We start from the raw sequence: 22,766 nt of genomic DNA, 5'->3' as shown, positions 1-22,766 counted from the left end.
CATCCCCTCTCGGCCAAGTGGCGTGCTACGCTCCGGGCACCCATGCGTCGCTCCTCGAACGCGCCCGGCGAACTGTTCTTGCGTGTGATCGGGAAACGTACACCGCCGCGAGCAAACCAACTGCCTCCGCTGGAAACGCGGCAGGCACTCGCGGCGATGGCGCAGTATCTGACGCGAGCGCCAAAGGGCCTCTTCATCTACCCGAGCCACGAAGCCGCCAACCGAGACCGCGACGGCTGGCAAGTCGAGGCGATGGTTGCGGCCGCCAAACAACGCCATGGCTGAGTTCACGCGTCCAGCGACTTGGGACGATCTCCGGACTCTCGCGCGGTACCTGAACGAAGCCGAGGCGCGCTACGCGCTCGTCGGAGGCTATGCGATCGCAGCACATGGCTTTGTCCGCTTTTCAGAGGACATCGACATCCTCGTCGATCCCGCGCCCGACAACACGCCGAGCTGGGTCGCTGCCTTATCGAGGCTTCCCGACGCCGCCGCAAAGGAGCTGGCCGACGATCCCGACATCTTCCAACGCGAGGGCAACTACGCGATCCGGGTCAACGACGAGTTCACCGTCGACGTACTGCCCGCCGCTTGCGGCCACTCGTGGCGGGAGCTCTCGGCGTACGTCGAAGAGGTCGAGCTCGAGGGCGTGCCGCTACGTGTCCTGAGCCTCGAGGGGCTCCTGCTGACCAAGGAAGGTCTCCGCGATCGCGACCGAGCGGATGCCGCCGTCTTGAAGCAAGCCATCGCGAAAATCCGCGCTCGGGATACCCACGAATGACCCGCAGGCCCACGGGCTCGCAATCAGCGCGAGCCCCTTTCTCTAGGGCGCGGGGCTGGCGCGCGTCTAGCCCAACCAAAGCGATCGTGCGAGGCTAGCAGCGTGCTCCTCGAGCATGATGGCCGCGCGACTCGCGGAGCGTGCTGTCGCTTTGGAGCAGAGTCGGCGAGCTCACCGGTGCCATCCCTCTGCGACGGCGTCCGACCCACAGTGTTTGGCGCACTCGGTACCGCCGTTGCCCGGGCAGGTGGCGTCACTCTCTTCCCCCGAACATGCTGCAATTGTTGCGAGCACCGCAATCAACGCGCCAACACGCCGCATACCCTCTCTCTAGCATGGCCGGGCCAGACCGCTGTCCACCTGACTGGTGCTCCCGACGGGCGCGGCCCTGCCATCGCGCTCGCGGGAGAGCGCGGTTTCGTCATGTAGCTCGAGGAATGCGACCGTCCGGCCCCGGGTTGACGCTTCAGTGAGCTCCCGCGCGCGCCTCTTTTTGTTGTGCTGCTCGGTCCCGACGCTCGCACTCGGCGCGAACACGCCCAGCAACCCGCAGAGTCCGCCCTCGTCGTTCGAGTCCCCGGACGAGACGGCGCGGGTCGTCTTCGAGCATACGGAGCGGCGCGCTCGCCGCTGCGATGACGACCACAGCGAAAACTGTTTTGGTGCCTACCTTCGCCGGCCCATGGTCAACGCGCTTCTACTCGAGGCAATACCTATTCCCGAGCTGCGGCTCGGCCAGAAGGACGTGCGACAGCCCAAACGCGCCAGCATTCCCGCGGGCCGCACTCCCGGTCGCGCAGCCCTCCGGCTCGCCCCGGGGACCTGGGACCTTCGAGTTCATCACGGGCGAATCCGGCGCATCGGGCTGCGTAGTGGCGACACGCTCAAGCTCGAGGTCTGGACCCTGATCGGCAGGTGTGTGCGCGGCGAACGGATGTGCCTGTTTCAGCCAGACGTTTTGTGGCGCTGGATCCAACGACCGTGACCGCATTGCTCCCGACGAGCGCCGGCTCTCACGAACTTATCGTTCCGCGCCCGCGGGCGAAGACGCCAACGCGGCACTCGGCCGCCGGCAATCGCCGACCGCGGTCGCGCGGCGCCAGTGCGGCGTTGCCGACTGCGGTCAAGACGACGACGCCCACGACCGCGCTGCCGATGATGACCGGCAGGTCGCCGCTATCACGGTGGACGACCGCTGCGCGGGAGTAACTGCTGGCCTCGAAGGGAATGGGTGAGTAGGACCGAGCCAACGCCAACTCGACGGGCAGTGAATTCGAACACGAAAAGCCTGCGCGTCGTCGCCGGTCCACCGCAGCCCGTGCGTCAGGGCCAAGCGCAACAGTTCGCGATGGGCGCGCAGCTCCCCTGCTCGTCGGGTCACGTCCACGGCTCCGGCGGCTGCGACACCCGCGGGTCCAGCTCTTCCTCCGGAGGATGGCCGATCACGAAGTCTCGGACGGCAGGGTTGTCGCTTTCCACCAGCTCCGCCGGTGCCCCGGTTTGCTGGATCCGCCCGGCGTCCAAGAACGCCACGCGATCGCACACCGTGAATACCGTCCGGAGATCGTGCGCGACGATCAAGGCAGTGAGCCCGAGCCGGGCTCTCAGATCCACGATCAGGTCCGAGATCCGGTGCGCGTTCGGTGGGTCGAGCCCCTGCGTCGGCTCGTCGAGCAGGACCACCTCCGGGCGCGTGATGATCGTGCGCGCGATGCCAACGCGCTTCTGCATGCCGCCGGAGAGGTCCGCCGGCATCGTATCGCCCTCGCTCGGCGAGAGTCCCACCGCCTCGAGCGCCCAGTCCGCCCGCTGCCGCAGTTCTTGCTCGGAGATGCGGTCGAAGAACCGCTCGCGCAGGCTGTACTCGAGGTTCCCTCGGACGGTCATCGAGTCGAACAGCGCGCCCGCTTGGAACAGGAAGCCCACGCGCCCGCGCATGCGGGTCTGTTCGTCCGGGCTCATGTCGGGGACGCTCGCACCCTCGAACAGCAGCTGACCGGAGTCGATGCTGCGGAGCCCGATCATACACTTGAGCAGCACGCTCTTGCCGGAGCCCGAAGGTCCGATGAGCCCGAGGGTCTCACCGCGCTCCAGAACGAGGTCGACGCCAGAGAGCACTGGGGTCTCTTCGAAGCGTTTCCAGACGTCGCGGAGCTCGTAGATGCGATCGCTCACACGCTTGAATCCAGCAAGAGGGATGCCAGCCGCGGGAATCGCGCCCGAGGGGCGCGGCCCGAAAGCAGCGTGCCCCGCCGGCTCGTGATGCCGGGCGTGGGGGCCAATTCCGCCCATCTCGCTGAGCGCGGAGTTGCGCCTCGTCGCACACTGGGAGCTGCTATCGTGATTTGGAGTGGTGTCTCGATTCGGGCTCGGAGTGGGCGTTGCTCTCTGTCTCGTCGCCGGCGGCCTCGCGACGGCGTGCAAGCTCGAGCTCGACCCCAGCCTGATCGACGACCACGACGCCGGCATCGAGAACCCCGATGGCGCGGGCGGGTCGACACTGGGGGACGGCTCATGGGGGGACGGCGCCGGCGGCACGGGCGGCACGGGCGGCACGACCGCCACGGGTGGCAGTGCGGGCTCGGACGCCTCGAGTGACGCGGGCGACGCGAGCGCTGGCGCTGGAGGCTGCGCGCCAGCGACCGAAGACTGCACCAACGGCAGCGACGACGACTGCGACCTCAAGACCGACTGCGACGACCCCGACTGCGATCTGTCCGCCTGCGGTAGCGACAGCAAGTGCAAGGCGGGCACGTGCACCAGCGTGTTCCTCACGGAGACGGTCAAGTGCAGCAACACCGGCCAAACCGGTGACTCGCTGTGCAAGGCCGCGGGCTGGTCGGGGTGCGCCGATTCCACCGGCTACTGGTGGTTTCAGTGCGCGGGCCCCGGAGATTGCCCAAGCGCCTGGTCGGGACTCACGTGCTCTTCCTACGCGTCCAAGGACGACTGCACCAGCACCTCGCTGAACAGCTCCGAGTTCCACACCACGAACAAAGGCTGCACGACTGCCTACGAGGCGACCGAGTTCGGCTACAACTGCTCGACGTACAATCCGGGTTTCACGGTGCGTCTGCAGTGTCAGTGATAGGTTGCAACCTGGCCACCCTCACCTTCTTCGGGGCATCCCAGGATCTTCGCAGCCTGGGATGACGGGTGAAGCGCTAGCGCAGGGAAAGCTCACGCTCGTCACCAATGCAATGCGGCATTCACAGCGTTGAGTTCGTCCGAGCACGTACCGGGGTCCCACTTCACGCAAAACGAATCACAACCTTCCTGATAAGATGTCGGGCAAGTGTGCCTCTCCGGCTCTACCCTCGCAGTGCGGCGGCGTCCCCCGGCGTGGCGCTCGGGCCTCACTGCCCAGGGGCTCCTCGCAGCGGTGCTTGGCTGCGGTGGGCAGACCACAGAAAATGCCCAGGACGACGGCGGAATCGCCGCGGACTCGAGCGCCCAGGACTCGCCGAGCAGCGGCGGCAGCGCGGGCACGGGCGGTTCCGCCGGAGTCGGTGGAGCAACGCTCGACGCAGGGGGCGGCGGGGCCTGTGTGCTTCAGCTGGCTGCGGGTTGGGAGCACACCTGTGCCGTGAAGGGCGACCACTCGCTCTGGTGCTGGGGCAACAACGACTCGGGTCAGATCGGCGATGGCACCAAGGGGACGCGGATCACGGCCGTCCGCGTGGACGGGGTTGGCCCGAGCGTGTCCACGGTGTCCGCCGGTGGAGGACACACCTGCGCAGTCGACGCAGCCGGTACGCTCTGGTGCTGGGGTGCCAACTGGCGAGGGCAGCTTGGCGACGGAACGAAGGACGTGGGCACGTCCCAGCCGGTCCAGATCTCGGCGCTGGGCTCGAGTGTTTCCCGCGTCTCCGCTGGGTACCTTTACACATGCGCGGTGAAGGTCGACGGGACCCTCTGGTGTTGGGGGGCCAATTCCCACGGTCAGGCGGGGGTCGGAACGAAGGCGGACCAGCTCTTGCCGGCGCAGGTTGCCTCGGGCGTGAGCGAAGTGGCGACCGGTGACGAGCGCACCTGTGCGGTCAAGACCGACGGCACGCTGTGGTGCTGGGGCGCGATCACGAGCAGCGACGGGACCTACGTCGACAAGACCTTTCCCGAGCAAATCCCGGCCGACGCTCAGCACTTTTCCCATGTGACCGTGGGAACGAGTCATAACTGCGCGATCAACGTCGCCGGCAAGCTCTCGTGCTGGGGTTGGAACTGGGACGGGCAGCTCGGGAACGGCACCTTTGGAAGCAGCACCGCGTCGGCGACGCCGGTCGAAGTGACCTCACTGGGAGGGGCGGTGGTGGGGCTTGCCGCCGGGCAGACTCACTCCTGCGCCGTGGAGCAAGGCGGAACGCTCTCGTGCTGGGGCTCGAATGCGGTTGGCCAGCTGGGCAACGGCGCAGCGGCCGGGGGAAGCTTGGAATCCACGCCAGTGTTGATCGACTCGCTCGGGCCGAGCGGCTCGCGCGTTTCCACGCGCTTCTACCACACGTGCGCTCTGAGGGGAGACGGTACGCCATGGTGCTGGGGTGCGAACGTCGACGGCCGGTTGGGAGACGGAACGGTCGTGTCCAAATACACTCCCGTGCCGGTGGTGAAGCTGTGTCCATGATTGGTCGCGTGGGTCGTCGTCATGAGCGCGCGCTGAAGGGTTTTGGCACCTCGACTCGTCATGGCTCGCCGGCTCGAGCATGGGGTAGATTGCGGGTGCATGCTCGATCCGTGGGGGCTGTTTAGCGCGGCAAAGTCCGGTAAGGTCGCCGTCGTCCGCGACGCGCTAGCGCGCGGCTTCGATCCGAACACGGCTTGCGAGCACACGGGTACCACCGCGCTCTTGGCTGCGTGCGAGGGTGAGCAAATCGCAGTAGTACGGCTGCTTCTCGAGAGTGGAGCGAACCCAAACGTCCAACATCGGGACGGATTCGACTGCTGGGATAGCGCACGCTCGCGCACCGTTCACGAAGCGCTTCTACGGAGCGGATTCAGCCTCGTACTGGACGCGACGACGGAGGCCAGCGGTCTTTGCGCTCGCCGCCTGCTCGCGCCGCGCGAGCCCATGTCAGAAGAGTGGGAGCGCACGCTCGAAGGAGCGGACCTGTTCGTGGAGGTCGCACGCAGGGACTTTCCACGCTCGTCGGGCAACGTGCGTGTCCGCGTATCGGGCGCAAGCACTGAGATCGAGCTGCGACCGGAGCCGGCAAGCCACGTGACGCTGCCGGCAGGCACTGGCAATGCACGGGTCACGCTCACCCTTTCAGGGTTCGTCGGTGAGCTCCGACTTCGGCTGTGGGCCAACGAGGTCATCTCCGCGAAGCCCGGTCCGAGAGCATTCTGGTTGCCTTCATGGACCGATTCGTAGCGGGCTCTCGCTTGGGGACACGCACTGACGCGCGCTCGAGAAGGCCCGGATCCGCTCGGAGTTCACCGAGGCCCTCGTCTGGAGCGATGCACATCTCGGTGACGGAGCACGACGTGCGCGTCGCACGAGAATTGCCCGGTCGCGAGTCGATGTCGACATGATGCGCGCGCCTGCGAGCGCGTAGCGCGAGTCCGGGAGCGGCGCGGGGTGAAGGCGCGAACGAGCGCTGGGTCGTCAGCGACGGGCGAGGGTTGCGCGTCGCCGGCCGAGAACCAGCGCCAGAGCGAGCGCGAGCGCGAGCTGCGTCCTGGCGCGCGGCGAGCGCTGACCGCCCGACAGCCACACGACCCGTCGTCGTCCGTCTGACGTAGCAGTTGTAGCTGCCGTGGCTCGCCTGCGTACACGGAGAGCTTACACGTTTGTCGCCGGGCGCGGGTGTGTGCGAGGCCGGCCGCGACGGGCAGTGGCGTCAGCGCAGTGACGCTTCGATGAGTGCGTCAGCCGCCGCGCGGAAGGCCGTCTGGTGACGGCGCACGATGTGCTCGTCGCACGGGTGGCCATCCGCACGAAGCGTGCAGAGTCGGCCGCACCGGGCCACGAGGCGGTCGGGGAGTGTGGTGTCTGAGGTCATCAGCTCTTTGGCCATGCTGATGCTGGTGAACAGCATGATGAAAAAGCCGGCTACAATCGCCGCGGTCGGCGCGAGGCGGAAGGGTGTCGTGCCCAGAGCCGCGCCGAGCGGTGGGGCCAGCGCGAAGCACACGCTCGGAATGAGCCAGGTGACGAATGCGTTGCGCTTGGTGGGGCGTGATTGCGGCATTTCGGTTTGAGCCGTCATGCGTGAATTTCCTCCTCACATCGTCGTCCAATAGCGCCGCGGCCTCGCGGGAGCGTGCAGCGCGTGCCTGGAGGCCGACGCCCAGCTCGTCGCGCCCAGCGCGGGAGACTTTCACACAAAAGCCACGAGCCCCGCCGTGAACAGCGGCGTGACCCCAGCCTCGTGGGCAACCTTCCAGACCCTGTTCGGCCAGAGTCTCGCCACGGACATCGCGGGAGCCGCGCGCCCTCAGGGCAGCGCGGTCGATCGCGGGGCGTACGAGCAGTGAAGCGCTCACCGGTTGGGGAAACTCCGAGACCGATGCTTGCTCTCGCGCTGCGCCCGGCTATAATGCGGGCACCATGTCGTTCTCCACGCGCTTCGTCTAATTCGAGCTCCTCTCCGAGGCGCTAGGCAGCTCCAATCGAGCGCCCGGCGCTGGCAGAATCGAATTACCAGGGCTCTAGCGCGGCGTTCTGCCGGCGCGTGAGCAGCGGATCTCTGCGCCCGAAGCGCGGGATCATTCGAGCAAAGAGCGCACGGCCTCTCCGCCCGGCTTTTGCCAGGGGCGTGAGCGAGACCGGCGCGCGCGAACGGCGCGACCCCGCTTGCAACAGGCGTGAGCGGAGGTGCGCCCTCACGGAGTCATGCGTCATGAAATTTCAATCGACACCCATCGAAGAGCACGAAGAAGCGCCCCTCGCGGACGAAGGGCGGCTGGAGAACCTCGTCACACACTGGACCGAACGCGAAGCGAGCGTGCGCGCCAACGGCAACCGGTGTTACGTCGTGGCGGTCCGGCTACGCGGACAAACCACCAATCTCGCGGAGATCTTGGGCTTGGTCGAGGCCCAGGGCGACAGCATCGTGGGGCAGGAGGAGCACGAGCTCGTCAAGCCCGACCCGCGCACCCTGATCCGGAGCGGCACTGCCAACCGAATCGGAAACTCCGCGCGCGAATGTGGGGCGAACTTGCTGGTGTTCGACGCGGAGCTGAGCCCATCTCAAGCGCGCAACCTGGAGGACGCAACGGGGCTGCCGGTTTGTGATCGCGAGGCGGTGATCCTGAATGTGTTTCAGCGTCATGCCCGAACGACGCGGGCGCGCATCCAGGTGGAGCTTGCTCACCTTCAGTACCTGCGACCCCGCATTCGCGGCATCGGTCTGAACATGGACCAGCAGGCCGGGGGCATGACGGCCGCACGAGGCCCCGGCGAGACCGCATCGGAGCTCTTGGCTCGACGACTCGACGGGCGCCTCGCGGTCCTCCGACGCGAGCTCGAGCGATTGCAACATGCCGATGACGGCCGGCGCAAACACCGCGCCCGATGCCACCGGGTTGTGCTCGTTGGTTACACCAACGCCGGCAAGACCTCGCTGATGAACGCGCTCACCAGCGCGGAGCTGTCAGTCCGAGACCGTCCGTTCGAGACCCTCGACACGACAGCGCGCTGCCTGACGCGCCACGGGGGAGATGTCCTGCTCAGCGACACGGTGGGGTTCATTCGCCGACTGCCCGAGCGGCTCTTGGAGAGCTTCGACTCCACGCTGGCCGAGATCCGCGAAGCCTCGCTGCTGCTCTTGGTCATAGACGCTGCGGATCCCGAGATCCACGTGCACCTGCAGACCACACGGCAGGTGCTGACCAGGCTCGGCGCCGAGGCGGTCCCGCGTCTCCTGGTGTTCAACAAGGCGGATCTACTGAACAGGCCGCTCGACGGGCGCACCCTCGAACAATGGAGCGACGGTCACCCGTACCTGGCGCTGAGCAGCCACGACCGGGACGCGGTCTCGGGGCTCAGAGAGTCCGTGCTGAAGATCGCGCGCCAGACGCGGGCGTCGAGGTCGGTTTTTGTCCCTTACGAAGCGACCGCCGCCACGAAGCTCATCTACGCACGCTGCCGCGTAACCGAGACAACTCCCGAAGAGGCCGGCATGCGCTTCGGGATCGAGGCTGAAGTGAGCACCCTGGCCGAGCTCGACGAGCTGATCGGGAGGGTGCGCGCATGAGCCGCGCTCCGATCCTGAAGGTCGAGGATCTCTGGCTCGACGCTCCTGGTGGGCGGCCCCTGATCCGCGAGCTCCGCCTGAGCATGGGAGCGGACCGCGTCGCTCTCGTGGGGCGCAACGGCGTGGGCAAGTCGACGCTGCTCGAGGTCCTGTCGGGCGAAGAGCTGCCGCGCCAGGGCCTCGTCACCTGCAATGGCCGGCGAGTCCTGGTCCGACAGAACCTCGGGTCGACAACCGCGCTCAGCCCAGGCGAGCGGCGCAAGCTGGCGCTCGAAGACGCATTCCAGGTCCGACCCGCGCTCTTGCTGCTCGACGAGCCCACTCGCGACCTCGACGCGCGCAGTGTCGAGTGGCTCGTCGAGCGGCTGAGGACGTGGCGCGGAGCGTTGATTGTGATGACCCACGACCGGCGAGTGTTGCGTCAGTTTCGCGATTTCTTCGTCGTCGCCGAGTCCGGCTGCCAGGCCTTCACGGGGACCTTCGACGAGCTGGTCGACGAGCTCGAGCGAACGGACGCCGCTTGCACGCGGAAGTACGTGCAGAATCTCGCGCGGCTGCTGGACAAGGAGCAACACAACGCGACGGTCCGACGTCGGCGCGCGCGCAAGAAGAACGTTGGACGCATCCGCGAGCTCCGGCGCTGCCCGGCGCGCATCCGCCTCAACGGAAAACGCAGCTACAAACAGGTGAGCCAGGGGACCCGCGCGGTCCTGCAACGCGAACGCATCTCCGGACTGCGCGAGTGGGCGAAGTCGGCGCGACGAGCTCTCTCGGTGGTGTTGCCGCTGGAGGTCGTGATTCCGCCGCTTCCGGCGGACAGCGGAGCGCCGATCGTGACGCTGAAGGGCGTCTCGGCTCATGCTCACGGCCGTTGCCTGTTCGAGGGAATCGGCCTTGAAATCCGGCGCGAACGCCTGGCGGTCACCGGTCCAAACGGCTCGGGCAAGACGACCCTCTTGAACATCATCGCGGGGGCGCGACGGCCCGACTCCGGACAGGTCTCAGCCGAGCCGGCGCGGCTCGGATTCATCGCCCAGAACGCTGAGAATTGGTGCTCGCCAGACTCCCTTCTGGAGCGACTGGTCACCGGCTCCGAAGCCTCCACGATCGACGACGCCGCGAAGCTGCTGGTGAGCCACAAGTTCCCGTTGGCCCTGGCCGAGCGTCCACTCGCCTCGCTGAGCCCCGGCGAACGGGTCCGGGCAGCACTGATCTGCCTGTTTCAGCGGCGGCCAGCCGTGGAGCTGCTCGTTCTGGACGAACCCACCGACGATCTGGATCTGCTGGCGATCTCAGCACTCGAAGCCACGCTGCGCGCTTGGCCGGGCGGACTCTTGATCGCGAGTCACGATGCCGAGTTCTTGCGGGCCGTGAGAGTGCGGCACTATCGGCGGCTCATTGCCTAGAGCTTGAGCGGCGGGCCGAGCACCTCGACTGAGTGCTCCTTCGCGAGCATGACCAGCTTCTGCATGTCGGGTCCGCCCTCGGCCTGCAAGAGCGGTACTGCTTGGCGCTGCAGCGAGGGAAAACGCCCATCCGACAAGTTGACTCCGACCGTGTGGGCGCGCTCGCTGAGCACCACGTAGGTGTGCGCTGCGTTCGGTGGAACGTAGATCGAGTCGCCAGCGCCGAGCGTGTACTCGTTACCGTCGATCACCATCCGCACCTCGCCCGAGATGATCAGCTCCCACGACGCCCACGGATGTCGGTGCAAGGGCGCGCTGTCGCCACGGCCGGCGTGATCTTCACAGAAGTCCGGCAGCCCCGGCGCGCCATCGAAGACCATGCGAAAGCGGCTGCTCGGGGAGTAGTTGATGCGCTCGACTTCGGCGCCACGCTGAATCACCGGCTGGGTTGGAAGGGCATTCTGGGTCATGAAATCTCCTTGCTGACACTGTGTACTGTACCGTACAGTACACTTCAACTCGAAATTGCCTCTCGAACCCGAAACCGCGCGCGAACTGCCGAAGAATGGGCATGCTCCGCCCGCCATGGACCGTCGCGAGCGCTACTTGAACGCGGCCCTGCAGCGTTTCTCTCAGCACGGCTTCGCGGGCACGACGATGGACATGATCGTCGCGGATGTCGGCGGCTCCAAGGCGACCCTGTACAAGTACTTCCCCGCCAAGGACACCCTCATCGCTGGCCTCATGGACCAGGTCGCGCAGTCGGTGGTGAACGTCGGAGCCGTTCTCGACGACGCTCAGCCGCTGGAGCAAGCGCTCGAACAGTTCGCGCACTTGCTGCTGCGGGGGGTGAGCAGCGAGCGTGCAGTGACCTTGCTGCGAGTCTGCCTCGGGGAGTACGGCCGATTCCCCGATCTCTCTCGAGTCGTTTGGACCCACGGGCCCGTCGTCACCTATGGGCGATTCCGAGAGTTCCTTGCCGCGCGCACGGCTCGGGGTGAGCTGAAGGTGGAAGACACGCAGCTTGCCGCTGAGCATTTCATGGCCGGTCTCGTCGGCCACGTGCAAATCAAGATCGCGATGGGCCAAGCGGGCCAGCTGGACGACGCCGAGATCGCCCGTCGAGTGCGAGCGATCACAGAGCTGTTTCTGGCTCGGTACCGCGTGCGCCGCACAGTCGCCGAGTGAGCAAGAGCGCCGTTCCACTCCAGCGAGAGACCCGCCGCCCTCGCTAAATGACCGGTCGCGATTGTCGATCGCGGACGGCTGTTAGGAGTTGAAGTTGCCCCCCCACGCCCGTGCTCGGCTGCGCCTGCGCGCGGGCTTCCCCCCCAAATCGGCCGCTGCGCGGCCTCAGGGGGAAAACGTCGTGGGATGGATTGAAAAGTTGGGAACCATCGACGATGACGGAGTTGCAAGACAACCAACATCGGAGGTTCCGTGGGCATCTTACCGCGTTTGCCGCGACACGAACGACGACGATTGCTACACATCGGGCGCAGCAGTGGCGACCCCGCCACAGCCCTGCGATTTCAGGCCGTTTACAAGCTGCTCTGCGGTCAGCGCACCGTCGCGGTTGCTCGTGCGCTCGACCTTGCCGTTTCGACCGTCGTCAAGGCCGCGAATCGATTCTCCGAGCAGGGCATCTTCGGCCTCTACGACCAGCGCAAAGGAAACGGGGCGCCCAAGGTCGATGCTGACTTCCGCGACGAGCTCTGGCGGGTGCTCGAGCGCGTTCCCCTCGACTTCGGCTGGGAACGTCCCAGCTGGACCCGCGAGCTGCTCTGTCTCGAGTTGGAGCGGCGCGGCTTCGGCCGCATTGCCGTTTGCACCATGGGCCGCGCACTGCGCGCGATCGGGGCGCGACTCGGCGCCCCAAAGCCCATCGTGCTCTGCCCCTGGCGCAAGGCCAAGCGCGAGCACCGCCTTCGCGCGCTTCGGCGCCTGGCGGAGACCGCATCTGCCCGGCAGCCCGTCTTCTACTGCGATGAGGTCGACATCCACCTCAACCCGAAAAATCGGCCGCGACTGGATGCTCCCCGGGGTCCAACGCCGGGTGGTCACGCCGGGCAAGAACCATAAGGCCTACATCGCCGGCGCTCTCGACGCCCGAACCGGCCAGCTCGTCTGGGTCGACGCCGAGAGCAAGGCGAGCTGGCTTTCTGCAAGCTCCTCTGGCGCTTGGTGGAGCAGAACCCGCAAGCCCGCACCATCCACCTCATCGTCGACAACTACGTCATCCACAGCAGCAAGGTCACACGCGAGGTCCTCGCTCACTTCGCCGACAAGATCCAGCTACACTTCCTGCCTCCCTACTGCCCGGACGCCAACCGCATCGAGCGCGTTTGGCTCGACCTCCACGCCAATGTCACCAGGAACCATCGCTGCGTCACACTTCCCGAGTTGATGCGCCATGTCCGACGCTTCCTCAATGACTTCAACCGTCGCCACACTCGCGGCCTCGCGCTGCGGCGGGCGGCCTGACGCAGCCGATCGCAAATCGCTACGCGAATTGCGATCGGTCATTTAGGACGCCAGCGTACGCCGCGCCTGGCCGCGTCGACGTCTCGCCAGCACGAGCAGTGTGAGACAGCCAACGCCGACGATCGCGAACGGACTTGGTGCTGTCCTGCCCGCCCGACAGCCGCAGCCGTGGTCCGAGGCCGAGCTGCCGCCGCTCGTCGCGCCGCTGCCCGCTGCCCCGCTGCCCGTTGCGCCGCTGCCCGCTGCCCCGCTGCCCGTTGCGCCGCTGCCGGTCGCGCCGCTGCCCGTTGCGCCGCTGCCCGCTGCGCCGCCGCTGCTGCTGGCGTCCGGCGCGCCGCCACCGCCATCGACGACGCCGGCATCACTGCCGCCAGAGACGAGCGGATGCGGGTAGGCATAGGGAGCGTACGTGTAGGTCGAAGCGCAGGTGTCCGCGCTCAGTTGCTGTCCTGAAAGCGTCGCCGGTTTCGCGGGCCACACGACGTAATCCCTGCCCTCCACGACCTTGCTGGCGGTCTGACTCCCGATCTCGATCTTGGGGTCATTGCCCCACAGATGAACGGGGCTGCTGTTCTTCGCCGAGGTGCACGCTGGGTGCTGATCCGTGTGACCGTTGATGCCGCTGCCCACCTGATAAGCCAGCGGCCAGGCGCCCGTGTCTTCTTCGTAGAAGTCGAACCCGGCGGGCCCCCATTGCGGCGCGCCAAGGACGTGGTTGTCGAAGACCAAGCCCGAGCCCGCGCGAATTCCACCGTAACAACACTGATTCAACCCGTTCGGCTTGAAGGTGTTCTCGTAGATCTCGAACCAGCGAGCCCCGATCATGCCCGCCGTTCCGTGCTGATCGACCTGCGCGAAATTCAGCACGTTGTAACGGAAGACCGTCCTCGCCCCGTAGTAGGACTGGACGGCCGAGTAGATGTAGGTCGTATCCGTGTTGTTGAACGTGTTGTCCTCGATGAAGACCATCTGGGGGCCCCCGGGGATCACGTCGTCCTTCCAGCCGGAGTCGTCCGTCGGCCCTAGCCCCACGTTGTGGATGATTTCGGAGGCGCCGCCTGCGGTGAAGGTGTTGTGGTCGATCAGCCCCGGGCCGTTGCCGCTGACGGCGATGAACACACTCTGTCCAGAGTTGGTGAAGTCGTTGTGGTCGATCCGGTAGGGCGCCGACGTGCTCGACCCGCCGACGCTCACGTCTCCGGCATTGTTGGTGCCAATGCCGGTGAACGTGAAGCCGGTGATCCGCGTCGAAGTGGCCGCATTCGATGCGACGCTGATGGCGGCCGCCCCATCGATGGTCGTGGCCCCTCCCCCATCACCGGCCAGGGTGATGCCTTTGCTGCTCGGGATGCTCAACGACGACCACGAACACTTGCCCGCCGGCACGTGCACCGTGTCGCCGTTGCCAGCTGCGTCGATGGCCTTCTGGACCTCGGACTGGGAACACGACGCGGCCTCAATCGTGGCCGCCCACGCCACACCGGGAGCCGCGAATGACGGAAGGAGAGCCAGACTCCAAGCTGCCGACCACCGTCGTCCCCTGGTCATTTCTGCATCAGAGCGCGCGGACGCTGGCTACGCAAGGGTGCACGCTCCGGGGCGCTCAGCGCGAGAGCAGGCTCTGACAGAGGCGTTTGAGGATCTCCCGACGGCGCTCGATGATCGACCCTTCCTGGTTCTCGAGCGCGGCGCGAAAATCGGCAATGCAACCGCCCAGGCGGCTGCGCGCCTCCCCGGTGAGCTCGACATAGAGTGCCTCGGCGCGACCGAGGGCGGCGGTGTTCGGTAGCGCATCGCGCGGATGTAGCTTGAGGCGCTGGAAGGCCGCGCGCGCGCGCGCGACCTCGTCCTTGCTGAGCAGGCCGGGCGAGCGCTCGATCACCAGGGTCTGCGTGACTCCGGTGGAGACGATGGTGGTGTCGACCTCCAGGAGCCCGTTCAGGTCGTACGTGAAACGGATGGCAATCGTCTGCTTTCCGGCGAGGTCCGGCGGAATCCCCTTCACGAGGTATTTGCCAAGTAGTTGGTTGTGCTCACACCGCGCGTGCTCCCCTTGGTACACGTCGACCGAAGTCGAAGTCTGGCCATCCGCCGACATCGCGTAGGTCTGCACACGGCTTGCCGGAAGGGGTGTGCCGCGCTCGATGATCGGTGAGTAGATGCCGTCCACGCGCGAGTCCCCAAGGCGCTCACCCACCGCTGTGCCCAGCGTGAAGGGGGCGACATCGGTCGCCACGACGTCCTCCACCGCGACATCCCCCGCCTTGAGTGCGGCCTGCACGGCAGCTCCCAAGGCCACCGCTTCGTCCACCGGGAGGGTTCGGAGCGGGAGGCGCTTGAGGAGCTTGGAAGCCAGGCGGACGACGCAGGGCATGCGTGTGGCACCGCCCACCAGGATGACCTCGTCGATGTCTGCGGCAACGGCAGAGGCATCGCGCAGCGCCCGCAAGATGGGCAGCTCGAGCCGCTCCAGCACGGGCTTCCACGCCTCTTCTGCTTCGGCAATGTCGAGCTCGAGCTCGACCGACTTCTGATTTCCCTTTGCATCGCGGAGCTCGGGCAGGGCGATACGCGCGGTATCGGTGCTGGAGAGGGCAAGCTTGGCTTGCTCGGCGGCCTCGCGAAGTCTTGCATGAGCTTCGGTGTTCGGGGCGACCTGGAGGCCGTGTTCACGCGCGATGCGCCCGCTCAACCGCTGGGTCAGACAGTCCACGAAGTCTTCCCCGCCCAGCCGGGCGTCCCCGGCGGACGCCTGAATCTCGATCACACCCTCCATGATCTCGAGCACGGTCACATCGAAAGTGCCGCCACCCAGGTCGAGCACGATGGCGCGCAGCTCTCGGTCGCGATGCTGAAGGCCGTAAGCCAACGCTGCTGCGGTGGGCTCGTTGATGATGCGCTCGACGTGCAGCCCGGCAATTTCACACGCATCTCGGGTTGCGCGCCGCTGCAGCTCGCCGAAGTACGCCGGCACCGTCACCACCGCCTCGTCCACCGTCCGACCGAGCGCCGCTTCGGCGTCTTTGCGGAGCTCGGACAGCACCAAGGCAGAGAGCTCCTCGGGGCGCATCTTCATTCCGCCCAGGTCGTAGCTACGGTCGCTGCCCATGTCGCGCTTGAACCACATCGCCGTGCGAGAAGGATGGGTCGTGGCGCGTGCGCGCGCGGGCGCACCCACCAGCACCGTACCGTCCTCCGTCACCGAAACCGCGCTCGGCGTGAGAACCTCGCCGAGGCGGTTTGTGAGCACGCGCGGCACGCCGCCTTCGACCACGGCGACCAGCGAGTAGGTCGTTCCCAAATCGATTCCGATGTACGTGCCTTCGGGCATGTTCACTCCTCGGTCACGGGCAGATGGCTTGGGCCTCGTCGATTAGGTCCATGGACAGGTTGGAGAGTCGATAGTCGTAGCTCGAGGATGCGGGGGCCATCGCCAGCAGCAGGTTGTGGCTGGCTCTCCGCGCGCCCTCACAGTCCTTGTTGCGGACGGCACGCACGATGGTTCTAGCGTCATCCGCGGCGCTGTCGTGCCGGGTTTCTCGCGCACGAGCGATGACCTTGCGGGCCTTCTTCTCGAGCTCGGGATGGGTGTGCTCGGGGTCGGCGTCGGCCGGTTCGATGTCCGCGTCGTCTTCCGGGTCGAGCTCCGCGTCGGCTTCCGGGTCGACCCCGGACGCTGTTGCCGCAGGCGGCGGATAGGCACCTTGGCTCCGAAATGGAGGAGTCTCGCGGTCTCTCCGCTTGGGGCCCAACAACAGAAACACGAACGTTGCCAGCACTGCGATGCCTGCGAGCACCGCCCAGGAGGGCGCCGGCAGGCCCACCGGAGCGGGGTCGTCCGTCGACTCCGGCTGCTCATCATTCACGGGGTCTGCCTCCACCCGACCGACCGGAGCTGTGGGCGCTTCGATGCCGAAGAGGGCCGCGAGCACCGGCGCCCGCCGCGCGATGCGACGCCGGGATTTCGGGCGCTTCCGCAGCAAACAATCCAGCTCCGTCCGAACGGAGGACACGTCCTGTTCGAGGAGCGCGATCGCGATGGCCTTGCGTATGGCCGGCTGTAACCACGGCAGCATGTGGACGAGCTCGGCGGCGAGCAGCCAGTGCGCGCTCATGCCGCTCGACCGAAGTTCCTTCGGCGCCTGCTCCACGTACCGCGCGACGGCGTCGTGGAGCGCTGTTGCCTGGGTATTTTTTCCCTCCTTCGCCAGCCCAATCTGTGTGCGGATGCAATCCTCCAGCGAGAGACGGACCTCCGCAGAGCGCATGGCGCGACTGAGGTCTCGCTCTGCGACCTCCGCCGCGCGATCCCATTCCTCTCTCTGCACCCAAGCGTCGAGCACGGGAGCCAGAAGCTCGTCGTCGTTGGCGGCCCGCACGAGCAGGTCTTCGGGCACATCCGCCCGGTGCGCCGTCACCAGAAGACCAAGAAACCCGTCGAAACCCGCGCGAACCGCCTCGATCATTGCCACGCCAGCTTCGCGATCGTGTCCGCTGGCGACCAGCGCGGCGTACAGCTCCTGACGCGCCGCGGGACTGTCGGGCACCTCGTCGATCGCAGCGCGCCACACCGTGATGGCCTCGGGATCGCCACGGCGCAGCTTGCGCGTGCGCTCGTAAAACGGGGCGAGCGGAGAGGTCGAGGCGACTGGCGCGGCGGCACGACTGCGCAACGCTCCGACGTCGCGGCCGGTCGGGCTGGGTGCCGCGAGTCCAATCGGGGCTCCATCCGAAGTCTCACGCAGTCGGTCGTACGCAGCGCGAACCCGCTGAAATCCCTCCGGATCGCGCTCGGGACGGTGGCGTTTGACCTGCCGCAAGTACGCGCGCTTGACCGACTGCGGTGACGCATCGCGCTCGAGCTCGAGCAGCTCCCGGGCGAGCTTCAGCGACGCAGGGATGTAGTCGTCTTCGTCGTCTTCGTCGTCTTCGTCGTCTTCGTCGTCATTGCTCGCCGCGCCTATTTCGTCTGGTTCGGTTGGCGCCTCCCGCAGCGAAGTGAGCACCTCGCGAATGTTCTGCATGAGCGCGACCCACTCGGCGCCATCCGGCGCATTCGGGCCGGCGAGCTTTCCCTGGAGCCAGCAGCGAATCTGCCGCAGATGGATGTCTTCCCAGACTTCGCGCCGTTGGAGGGGAGAGCCGCCTTCCAGGTCAGGGTGTTGCTCGACGCTGACACGAGCCAGCGACCGAGCCAGGGCATCGCCGTCGACCGTCACGCCGACCCGCTCGTGCACGAGCACTACGACGCGCTCCGCGACTAGCTGGATGACGCTGACTGGATACTCGTCGACGAAGTCGCCGAGCGTGTAGTTATCCGGGTGCTCGTTGTACCAACACAAGAGCTCCATCATCACGAGTGCGTTCGCTCCGAACACCGTACGGTCCAGGTTCGCGTGGTAGAACACACCTCGACCTGCAGCGGCCAGCGCAACGGCGAGCGCCGATGGCAGCAGGTCGCCCTCCTCTTTGCCAAGGTTGATGTGAGCTTGCCAGCGAGCACGGCTCAGGTACTCAACCTCCCGAACTTCCGCGTCCGCCATCCCGACGTGAGCTCCTTCCGGAGTCGCCTCAAGCCGAACCTCGAGCTTCAGCGAATGCGCGCCCGCCCGCGCCAGGTGCGCGGCGTTCGGCAGCAATGCGTCCGGGAGAAGTTCGACGGCAAGCCCGAGCCGAGTCGAGCCGGAAGTCTCCGTCACGCGATCCGGAGTCTCGAACAGGACTCCGAGCGCCTTCGCCTGTGCTTGCCAAGCCTCGTGCGCCGGCCACTCGGCGATGCTGACGACAAAGCGCGCGCCGGGAGTGAACAGAATCAGCGCGTCGTCGACCACCCAGTTCCTTGGCTCGCTACCAGAGCCGGAGAGGATAACGAGAGTCGCCACGCCCCGCCAGCGCGCGCCTGGCGTGAGGCCGCGGCAGCTGATGGCCGCCTGCAAACGGCGCGCGCTACGGCGCTCGGAGTGCGACGCTCGCGAAGCCGGAAATCACGGCACCCGCGCTCGGCGTCGCGGAGTAGGAAATGGTTCCTGACTGCACGTTCGGTGGCGGTAGCGATCAGACCCCGTTCGGTCCGGGCACCTACGGCTTCAACTGGTGGTTCAATGCGAAGGTTGGCACCACCTCGAGCGTGGCTTGGCCCAGTGCTCCGGCTGACACCTTCCAAGCCAACGGGCATTGGAACAAAGAAGTCATGACGGTGATCCCCAGCTTGAAGCTGGTGGTCGCGGCGCGCGGCAACTGGGACTCGGGGCAGAACACCTTCGCGCCCGAGGACACGTCGTGGAAGATGAACCAGAATCTGAAGCTTCTGGCGGATGCGGCGGCGGGGAACTGAGCGGCCGGGCCACCGGCAGCGCGGCGCTTGGGGGAGCCGTGCAACTGAGCTTTTCGCGCGCAGCCCGGCGAATGACAAGCCGCTACTTCTCCGTCAGCACCAGCCGCGCGAGCACCAGACACGCGACCGCGTTGAACATGGCGAACAGCGCGAGGCCCCAGCGACCCATCGCCGAGTACACACCACCCTGCGCCGCCGCGGCGAACAGGTAGGCCGCGATGCCGACCGCGAGGCCCGCGAGCAACGGGCGCGCGCCGCGAGCACCGAACAAGAGCAGGGTCAGGCCAAACGGCAGCGCCACGTTGCCGAGCGTCAGGTACCCGTGGAGTGACGAGCTGAAGAGGATGTCCCAATCCGGGAGCGGACGCGCGAGTAGATCCACCAGGTCGTTGTGGCGACCGACGATGAACGGCGCGAAAAACAGCAGGCCCGGGCCCGCGAGCAGGGCCGGCCCCAGGAAACGCGGTGTCCACGGCGACGGCCCGACGCCGCGCCGACGGAGCGGGCGGAAGACCACGAAGATTGCCAGGGCGAGGGCGATGAGCCGCGCCACGAGCTGATTGAGCGCGACGCGAGTGGCCGCGCCGCCGGCGTGGAGCGCACCGGCACCAAAGAGCGCCCGCCCCTTCGCGGAGTCGTCCAGCTTGCGTGCGCTCTTCACGAGCGCTCGCTCCACCTGAGCTGGATCGGATAGACCCAGCGAAACCAGCAGCGCCGCCGCGCCCGCCACGTGCGGGGCCGCCATGCTGGTGCCGTTGTAACTCGGGAATCGCTCACAGCGATCGTGACCGCCGTTGCAGATCGTCTGCTGCACCACGTCCACACCCGGCGCCGCGACATCGACCCCGGGACCGCGTGACGAGAACCACGCCAGCTCGTCGCTCTGGGCGAGCGCGCTCACCCCGATCACCCCCGCGCTGCCTCCGGGATAACCCACGGCTCCACCGCTGTTGCCCGCCGCCGCCACGATTGTCACACCTTGTTTGCGGGCGTGGTCGATGGCCTTCTGCAACACCAGCGAATTGCGCGGCCCGCCCAGGCTGAGGTTGATGACCTGCGCGCCATGATCGGCGGCCCAGCGGATGCCGTCCGCAACGTCGGTGGTGGTGCCCCACCCGTCGGCCGAGAGCACCTTCACCGGCATCAGCCGGGCGTCGAACGCCATGCCCGCCGCGCCGAGGCCGTTGTTCGTGCTCTGGGCGATGGTGCCGGCGACGTGGGTGCCATGACCATGATCGTCGTTGGCGTGCTCCGTCCGGTCGACGAAGTTGAACCCGCCGACGCAGCGGGTCTCGTTCAGATCCGTCGCCTTGTCGAAGGGACCAAACTTCTCACACGCAATTCCGGTGTCGATCACCGCCACCGTGACGCCGCGTCCGGTGGAAAAATCCCAGGCCCGCTCGGCCCCCACCCGGCTCAGGTGCCACTGCTCCTTCAAGAGCGGGTCGTTGGGCACGAACATCGCCCGGACCCGCGCGTGAGGCTCGACGAAATCGATGCGAGCGTCCTTCTCGAGTGCGGCACGCACCGCGTCCATGCCCTCGCCGAACACCCGCACGACTTCGACGCGGGTCTCCGCTTCGAGCACCGACGGTCGGAAGCTGACGGTCAAGTGCGACAGGATCTCACTGATGACCGACGGCGCGACGTCGTCCGCGAAGTCGACGACCAGCTCACCGGGGATGTCCTCCGCGGTCTCGTCGGTGGCCGATGCTGTCGGGCTCCCCGGCGCACCAGCGAGCGCCGGGCTCGACGCGAGCACAGCGGCGAGCGCCAGAGAGACTGCAGCGGACCTCATGCCGGCGAGCTTAGCGCAGACGGGCTCGCCCGCCATCGACCCATCCGGCACGCGGAGTTTGCGCTCGCTTCGGGAGGCCATGCCAGCGCGAGAAGAGATGGTGTATGAGCCGAGCATGCTCTCGCGTAGAAGTGTCGTGGGACTCGGGGCACTCGCCAGCCTTTCGGCGGCTTGCGAAGCCATCGGGCTGAAAGCAACGGTAATCACGACCAAGACCCAGAACGGCCACACCACCACCAAGGTGCGTGAAGCCAAGAACTGGGACGAGTTCGAGGAGGCCATGGGTGAGGTGGCCACCGACTTCAGTGACTTCGCCAAGGAGGTCGGCGCGACGACCGCGGAGCTCGCCAAGAAGCTGGTGTCGGTCCCGCCGCAGGGGCAGGTGCAGCTTGGTCAGCTCGCCTCGTCGCTGAAACCCTACGAGGGCGACGTGCGCTACGACTACCTCAAGGTCGCGCGCATGAACCCCAACGCCAAGTACGACTTCAAGTACGTGCAGATCGGCATGGCGGAGTACGACAACTTCTTCCGCGCCTCGGCGGAGATGTACGCTACCGCGTATCAGCTGATGGAGACCGGGCGGCACGTTCACCTCGCCGCCGCCAAGGTCAAGGGCGAAGATGCGCCGTCGGACGTCGAGAACGGGCAGAAGAAGATCAAAAAGGGCGAGGTCCAGAGCGCGCTTTCAGAGCTGAAGTCGGGGGCTTCCGGCGGCATGGAGAAGGGCGTCGAGAAGCTCGAGAGTCTGTGGCTCACCACCGCTGAACTGGGCGTGAAGCTCGGCGCCAAGGCCGCGGAGACTGCCTCGGCAGGCGTCGCGCTGATTGCCAGCGCGCCGACCCAGATCTTGAATCCGAAGCTCTTGCTTCACCTCAAGTTGATCGTGAAGGGGCTCGACCAGAGCGTGAGCATGGTCAAGGACACGGGCAAGTTGCTCGGGGACATCGTCGGCTGAGACATGCGCTCACTCGATTTTCTGTCGGAGAGCCAAGCCCGCTCCCTCGACGGTTTGTTGTTCGATCTCGACGACACTCTGCTGGACCACGGGCGCCTGTCGCTCGAGGCCTACACTTCTCTGTTCCGCCTGCGTGAGAGCGGCCTCGAGCTGATCGCCGCTACCGGACGTCCGGCAGGCTGGGGCGAGGTGATCGCCCGGCAGTGGCCCATCGCCGGCGTGGTCAGCGAGAACGGGGCAGTCTCGCTCTATCGCAAGGCTGACGTGCTCTGTCGACTCGACGCGGTCGATGAGGCGGAGCGGCAGCGCCGGCGCAAACGTGTCGCGGTCGTCGTCGCGAAGATCCGCGAAGCGTTCCCGAAACTGCAGCCCGCCGACGACGTGGCCGCTCGGGTCAGCGACTTCACCTTCGACATCGGCGAAAATACCCAAGCCGCGCCCGAGCTCGTGCGTGCCGCTGCTGCACTCGCGCGCCAGGCAGGAGCCCGCACGCAGACATCGAGCGTGCACCTTCACATAACCTTCGACGCCGACGACAAAGCGACCGGTTCCGTGCGCCTGATTCGCCTGCTGTTTGGCACGGACCCAACGCTGGCCCGCTGGCGTTACGCCTTCATCGGCGACAGCGAGAACGACTCCACGTGCTTCGCAGCATTTCGCACCAGCTTGACGGTGAAGAACTTCCGCGGGCGGCCGACCGTCACACCGCGCTACCAGACCCTCGGTGTTGGCGGTGCGGGGTTCGCCGAGGCTGCGGCGCACCTGGTGAAACTACGGGGCGCGTGAGCTCTGCGGTTCTCCGGCGCGGAGACG

The 22,766-nt window shown here is 66.8% G+C and carries 20 protein-coding genes and 1 pseudogene; 13 read left to right on the top strand and 8 right to left on the bottom strand.

What is annotated here, in order from left to right; translation table 11 throughout:
* The first annotated feature begins 42 nt into the window (after positions 1-42).
* A complete protein-coding gene (locus IPI67_36980) occupies positions 43-285 on the top strand; it encodes a hypothetical protein (protein ID MBK7585769.1) in 243 nt (80 codons plus the stop codon).
* On the top strand, positions 278-781 hold the full coding sequence (locus IPI67_36975; GenBank protein ID MBK7585768.1) for a nucleotidyl transferase AbiEii/AbiGii toxin family protein: 504 nt from the start codon (positions 278-280) through the stop codon (positions 779-781). Before IPI67_36980 ends, IPI67_36975 begins: the two co-directional genes overlap by 8 nt.
* A 171-nt stretch (positions 782-952) precedes the next feature.
* Here the strand turns inward: IPI67_36975 and IPI67_36970 are convergent, their stop codons facing one another.
* Positions 953-1,102, bottom strand: coding sequence for a hypothetical protein (locus IPI67_36970; protein MBK7585767.1), 150 nt, complete (start codon positions 1,100-1,102; stop codon positions 953-955).
* Between the two features lie 148 nt (positions 1,103-1,250).
* Here IPI67_36970 and IPI67_36965 point away from each other — a divergent pair, with 148 nt between their 5' ends.
* Positions 1,251-1,766, top strand: a complete 516-nt coding sequence (locus IPI67_36965) for a hypothetical protein (GenBank protein ID MBK7585766.1) — start codon at positions 1,251-1,253, stop codon at positions 1,764-1,766.
* Positions 1,767-2,158: 392 nt separating this feature from the next.
* On the opposite strand, the gene IPI67_36960 is transcribed toward IPI67_36965, so the two are convergent.
* Positions 2,159-2,956 carry an ATP-binding cassette domain-containing protein gene (locus tag IPI67_36960; GenBank protein ID MBK7585765.1) on the bottom strand — a complete coding sequence of 266 codons (798 nt, stop codon included), beginning with the start codon at positions 2,954-2,956 and terminating at the stop codon, positions 2,159-2,161.
* A 178-nt stretch (positions 2,957-3,134) separates the two neighbouring features.
* Here IPI67_36960 and IPI67_36955 point away from each other — a divergent pair, with 178 nt between their 5' ends.
* The 3 genes from IPI67_36955 to IPI67_36945 all read left to right on the top strand — a co-directional run bounded on the left by IPI67_36955 (position 3,135) and on the right by IPI67_36945 (position 6,149).
* Complete coding sequence (locus tag IPI67_36955; protein MBK7585764.1) at positions 3,135-3,869, top strand: hypothetical protein; 735 nt, start codon at positions 3,135-3,137, stop codon at positions 3,867-3,869.
* Positions 3,870-4,103: 234 nt separating this feature from the next.
* Positions 4,104-5,402, top strand: coding sequence for a hypothetical protein (locus IPI67_36950; GenBank protein MBK7585763.1), 1,299 nt, complete (start codon positions 4,104-4,106; stop codon positions 5,400-5,402).
* 99 nt (positions 5,403-5,501) lie between these two features.
* Positions 5,502-6,149 (top strand): ankyrin repeat domain-containing protein, encoded by a 648-nt coding sequence (locus tag IPI67_36945; GenBank protein MBK7585762.1) that lies wholly within the window; start codon positions 5,502-5,504, stop codon positions 6,147-6,149.
* Positions 6,150-6,618: 469 nt separating this feature from the next.
* Here IPI67_36945 and IPI67_36940 read toward each other — a convergent pair whose 3' ends face one another.
* A complete protein-coding gene (locus tag IPI67_36940; GenBank protein MBK7585761.1) occupies positions 6,619-6,987 on the bottom strand; it encodes a hypothetical protein in 369 nt (122 codons plus the stop codon).
* 633 nt (positions 6,988-7,620) lie between these two features.
* Here IPI67_36940 and hflX point away from each other — a divergent pair.
* Positions 7,621-8,976: a GTPase HflX gene (gene hflX, locus IPI67_36935; protein MBK7585760.1), complete on the top strand. Its 1,356-nt coding sequence runs from the start codon at positions 7,621-7,623 to the stop codon at positions 8,974-8,976.
* Positions 8,973-10,382, top strand: a complete 1,410-nt coding sequence (locus tag IPI67_36930; GenBank protein MBK7585759.1) for an ABC-F family ATP-binding cassette domain-containing protein — start codon at positions 8,973-8,975, stop codon at positions 10,380-10,382. Before hflX ends, IPI67_36930 begins: the two co-directional genes overlap by 4 nt.
* On the opposite strand, the gene IPI67_36925 is transcribed toward IPI67_36930, so the two are convergent.
* The gene (locus tag IPI67_36925) at positions 10,379-10,852 is read right to left on the bottom strand and encodes a cupin domain-containing protein (protein ID MBK7585758.1); all 474 of its coding nucleotides are present in this window, start codon (positions 10,850-10,852) and stop codon (positions 10,379-10,381) included. The two genes, IPI67_36930 and IPI67_36925, sit on opposite strands and share 4 nt — an antisense overlap.
* Before the next feature lie 115 nt (positions 10,853-10,967).
* Here IPI67_36925 and IPI67_36920 point away from each other — a divergent pair, with 115 nt between their 5' ends.
* Together IPI67_36920 and IPI67_36915 are read left to right on the top strand one after the other, a co-directional pair.
* Positions 10,968-11,570, top strand: coding sequence for a TetR/AcrR family transcriptional regulator (locus IPI67_36920; GenBank protein MBK7585757.1), 603 nt, complete (start codon positions 10,968-10,970; stop codon positions 11,568-11,570).
* Between the two features lie 360 nt (positions 11,571-11,930).
* Positions 11,931-12,866: pseudogene (locus IPI67_36915) on the top strand (IS630 family transposase).
* 42 nt (positions 12,867-12,908) lie between these two features.
* Here the strand turns inward: IPI67_36915 and IPI67_36910 are convergent.
* The 3 genes from IPI67_36910 to IPI67_36900 are packed head-to-tail and all read right to left on the bottom strand — an operon-like array spanning position 12,909 to position 18,748.
* Positions 12,909-14,414 (bottom strand): hypothetical protein, encoded by a 1,506-nt coding sequence (locus IPI67_36910; protein ID MBK7585756.1) that lies wholly within the window; start codon positions 14,412-14,414, stop codon positions 12,909-12,911.
* A 55-nt stretch (positions 14,415-14,469) separates the two neighbouring features.
* Positions 14,470-16,197 carry an Hsp70 family protein gene (locus tag IPI67_36905; protein MBK7585755.1) on the bottom strand — a complete coding sequence of 576 codons (1,728 nt, stop codon included), beginning with the start codon at positions 16,195-16,197 and terminating at the stop codon, positions 14,470-14,472.
* A 13-nt stretch (positions 16,198-16,210) separates the two neighbouring features.
* Positions 16,211-18,748, bottom strand: coding sequence for a J domain-containing protein (locus tag IPI67_36900; protein ID MBK7585754.1), 2,538 nt, complete (start codon positions 18,746-18,748; stop codon positions 16,211-16,213).
* Positions 18,749-18,885: 137 nt separating this feature from the next.
* Here IPI67_36900 and IPI67_36895 point away from each other — a divergent pair, with 137 nt between their 5' ends.
* Complete coding sequence (locus tag IPI67_36895; protein ID MBK7585753.1) at positions 18,886-19,200, top strand: hypothetical protein; 315 nt, start codon at positions 18,886-18,888, stop codon at positions 19,198-19,200.
* Between the two features lie 82 nt (positions 19,201-19,282).
* Here IPI67_36895 and IPI67_36890 read toward each other — a convergent pair whose 3' ends face one another.
* The gene (locus tag IPI67_36890; GenBank protein MBK7585752.1) at positions 19,283-20,998 is read right to left on the bottom strand and encodes a peptidase S8; all 1,716 of its coding nucleotides are present in this window, start codon (positions 20,996-20,998) and stop codon (positions 19,283-19,285) included.
* A 115-nt stretch (positions 20,999-21,113) separates the two neighbouring features.
* On the opposite strand from IPI67_36890, the gene IPI67_36885 reads away from it, so the two are divergent.
* Both IPI67_36885 and IPI67_36880 read left to right on the top strand, forming a co-directional pair.
* Complete coding sequence (locus IPI67_36885; protein ID MBK7585751.1) at positions 21,114-21,953, top strand: hypothetical protein; 840 nt, start codon at positions 21,114-21,116, stop codon at positions 21,951-21,953.
* Positions 21,954-21,956: 3 nt separating this feature from the next.
* Positions 21,957-22,739 (top strand): HAD hydrolase family protein, encoded by a 783-nt coding sequence (locus IPI67_36880; protein MBK7585750.1) that lies wholly within the window; start codon positions 21,957-21,959, stop codon positions 22,737-22,739.
* Positions 22,740-22,766: the final 27 nt, after the last annotated feature.

It is taken from the genome of Myxococcales bacterium, assembly GCA_016706225.1.
Taxonomy (GTDB): domain Bacteria; phylum Myxococcota_A; class Polyangia; order Polyangiales; family Polyangiaceae; genus JADJKB01.
This window is presented reverse-complemented; position numbering and strand designations above follow the sequence as displayed.

Coding starts and splice junctions, on each gene's coding strand:
- IPI67_36980 (MBK7585769.1), top strand. CDS start 43: ATGCGTCGCTCCTCGAACGCGCCCGGCGAACTGTTCTTGCGTGTGATC.
- IPI67_36975 (MBK7585768.1), top strand. CDS start 278: ATGGCTGAGTTCACGCGTCCAGCGACTTGGGACGATCTCCGGACTCTC.
- IPI67_36970 (MBK7585767.1), bottom strand. CDS start 1,102: ATGCGGCGTGTTGGCGCGTTGATTGCGGTGCTCGCAACAATTGCAGCA.
- IPI67_36945 (MBK7585762.1), top strand. CDS start 5,502: ATGCTCGATCCGTGGGGGCTGTTTAGCGCGGCAAAGTCCGGTAAGGTC.
- IPI67_36940 (MBK7585761.1), bottom strand. CDS start 6,987: ATGACGGCTCAAACCGAAATGCCGCAATCACGCCCCACCAAGCGCAAC.
- hflX (MBK7585760.1), top strand. CDS start 7,621: ATGAAATTTCAATCGACACCCATCGAAGAGCACGAAGAAGCGCCCCTC.
- IPI67_36930 (MBK7585759.1), top strand. CDS start 8,973: ATGAGCCGCGCTCCGATCCTGAAGGTCGAGGATCTCTGGCTCGACGCT.
- IPI67_36925 (MBK7585758.1), bottom strand. CDS start 10,852: ATGACCCAGAATGCCCTTCCAACCCAGCCGGTGATTCAGCGTGGCGCC.
- IPI67_36920 (MBK7585757.1), top strand. CDS start 10,968: ATGGACCGTCGCGAGCGCTACTTGAACGCGGCCCTGCAGCGTTTCTCT.
- IPI67_36910 (MBK7585756.1), bottom strand. CDS start 14,414: ATGACCAGGGGACGACGGTGGTCGGCAGCTTGGAGTCTGGCTCTCCTT.
- IPI67_36905 (MBK7585755.1), bottom strand. CDS start 16,197: ATGCCCGAAGGCACGTACATCGGAATCGATTTGGGAACGACCTACTCG.
- IPI67_36895 (MBK7585753.1), top strand. CDS start 18,886: ATGGTTCCTGACTGCACGTTCGGTGGCGGTAGCGATCAGACCCCGTTC.
- IPI67_36890 (MBK7585752.1), bottom strand. CDS start 20,998: ATGAGGTCCGCTGCAGTCTCTCTGGCGCTCGCCGCTGTGCTCGCGTCG.
- IPI67_36885 (MBK7585751.1), top strand. CDS start 21,114: ATGCTCTCGCGTAGAAGTGTCGTGGGACTCGGGGCACTCGCCAGCCTT.
- IPI67_36880 (MBK7585750.1), top strand. CDS start 21,957: ATGCGCTCACTCGATTTTCTGTCGGAGAGCCAAGCCCGCTCCCTCGAC.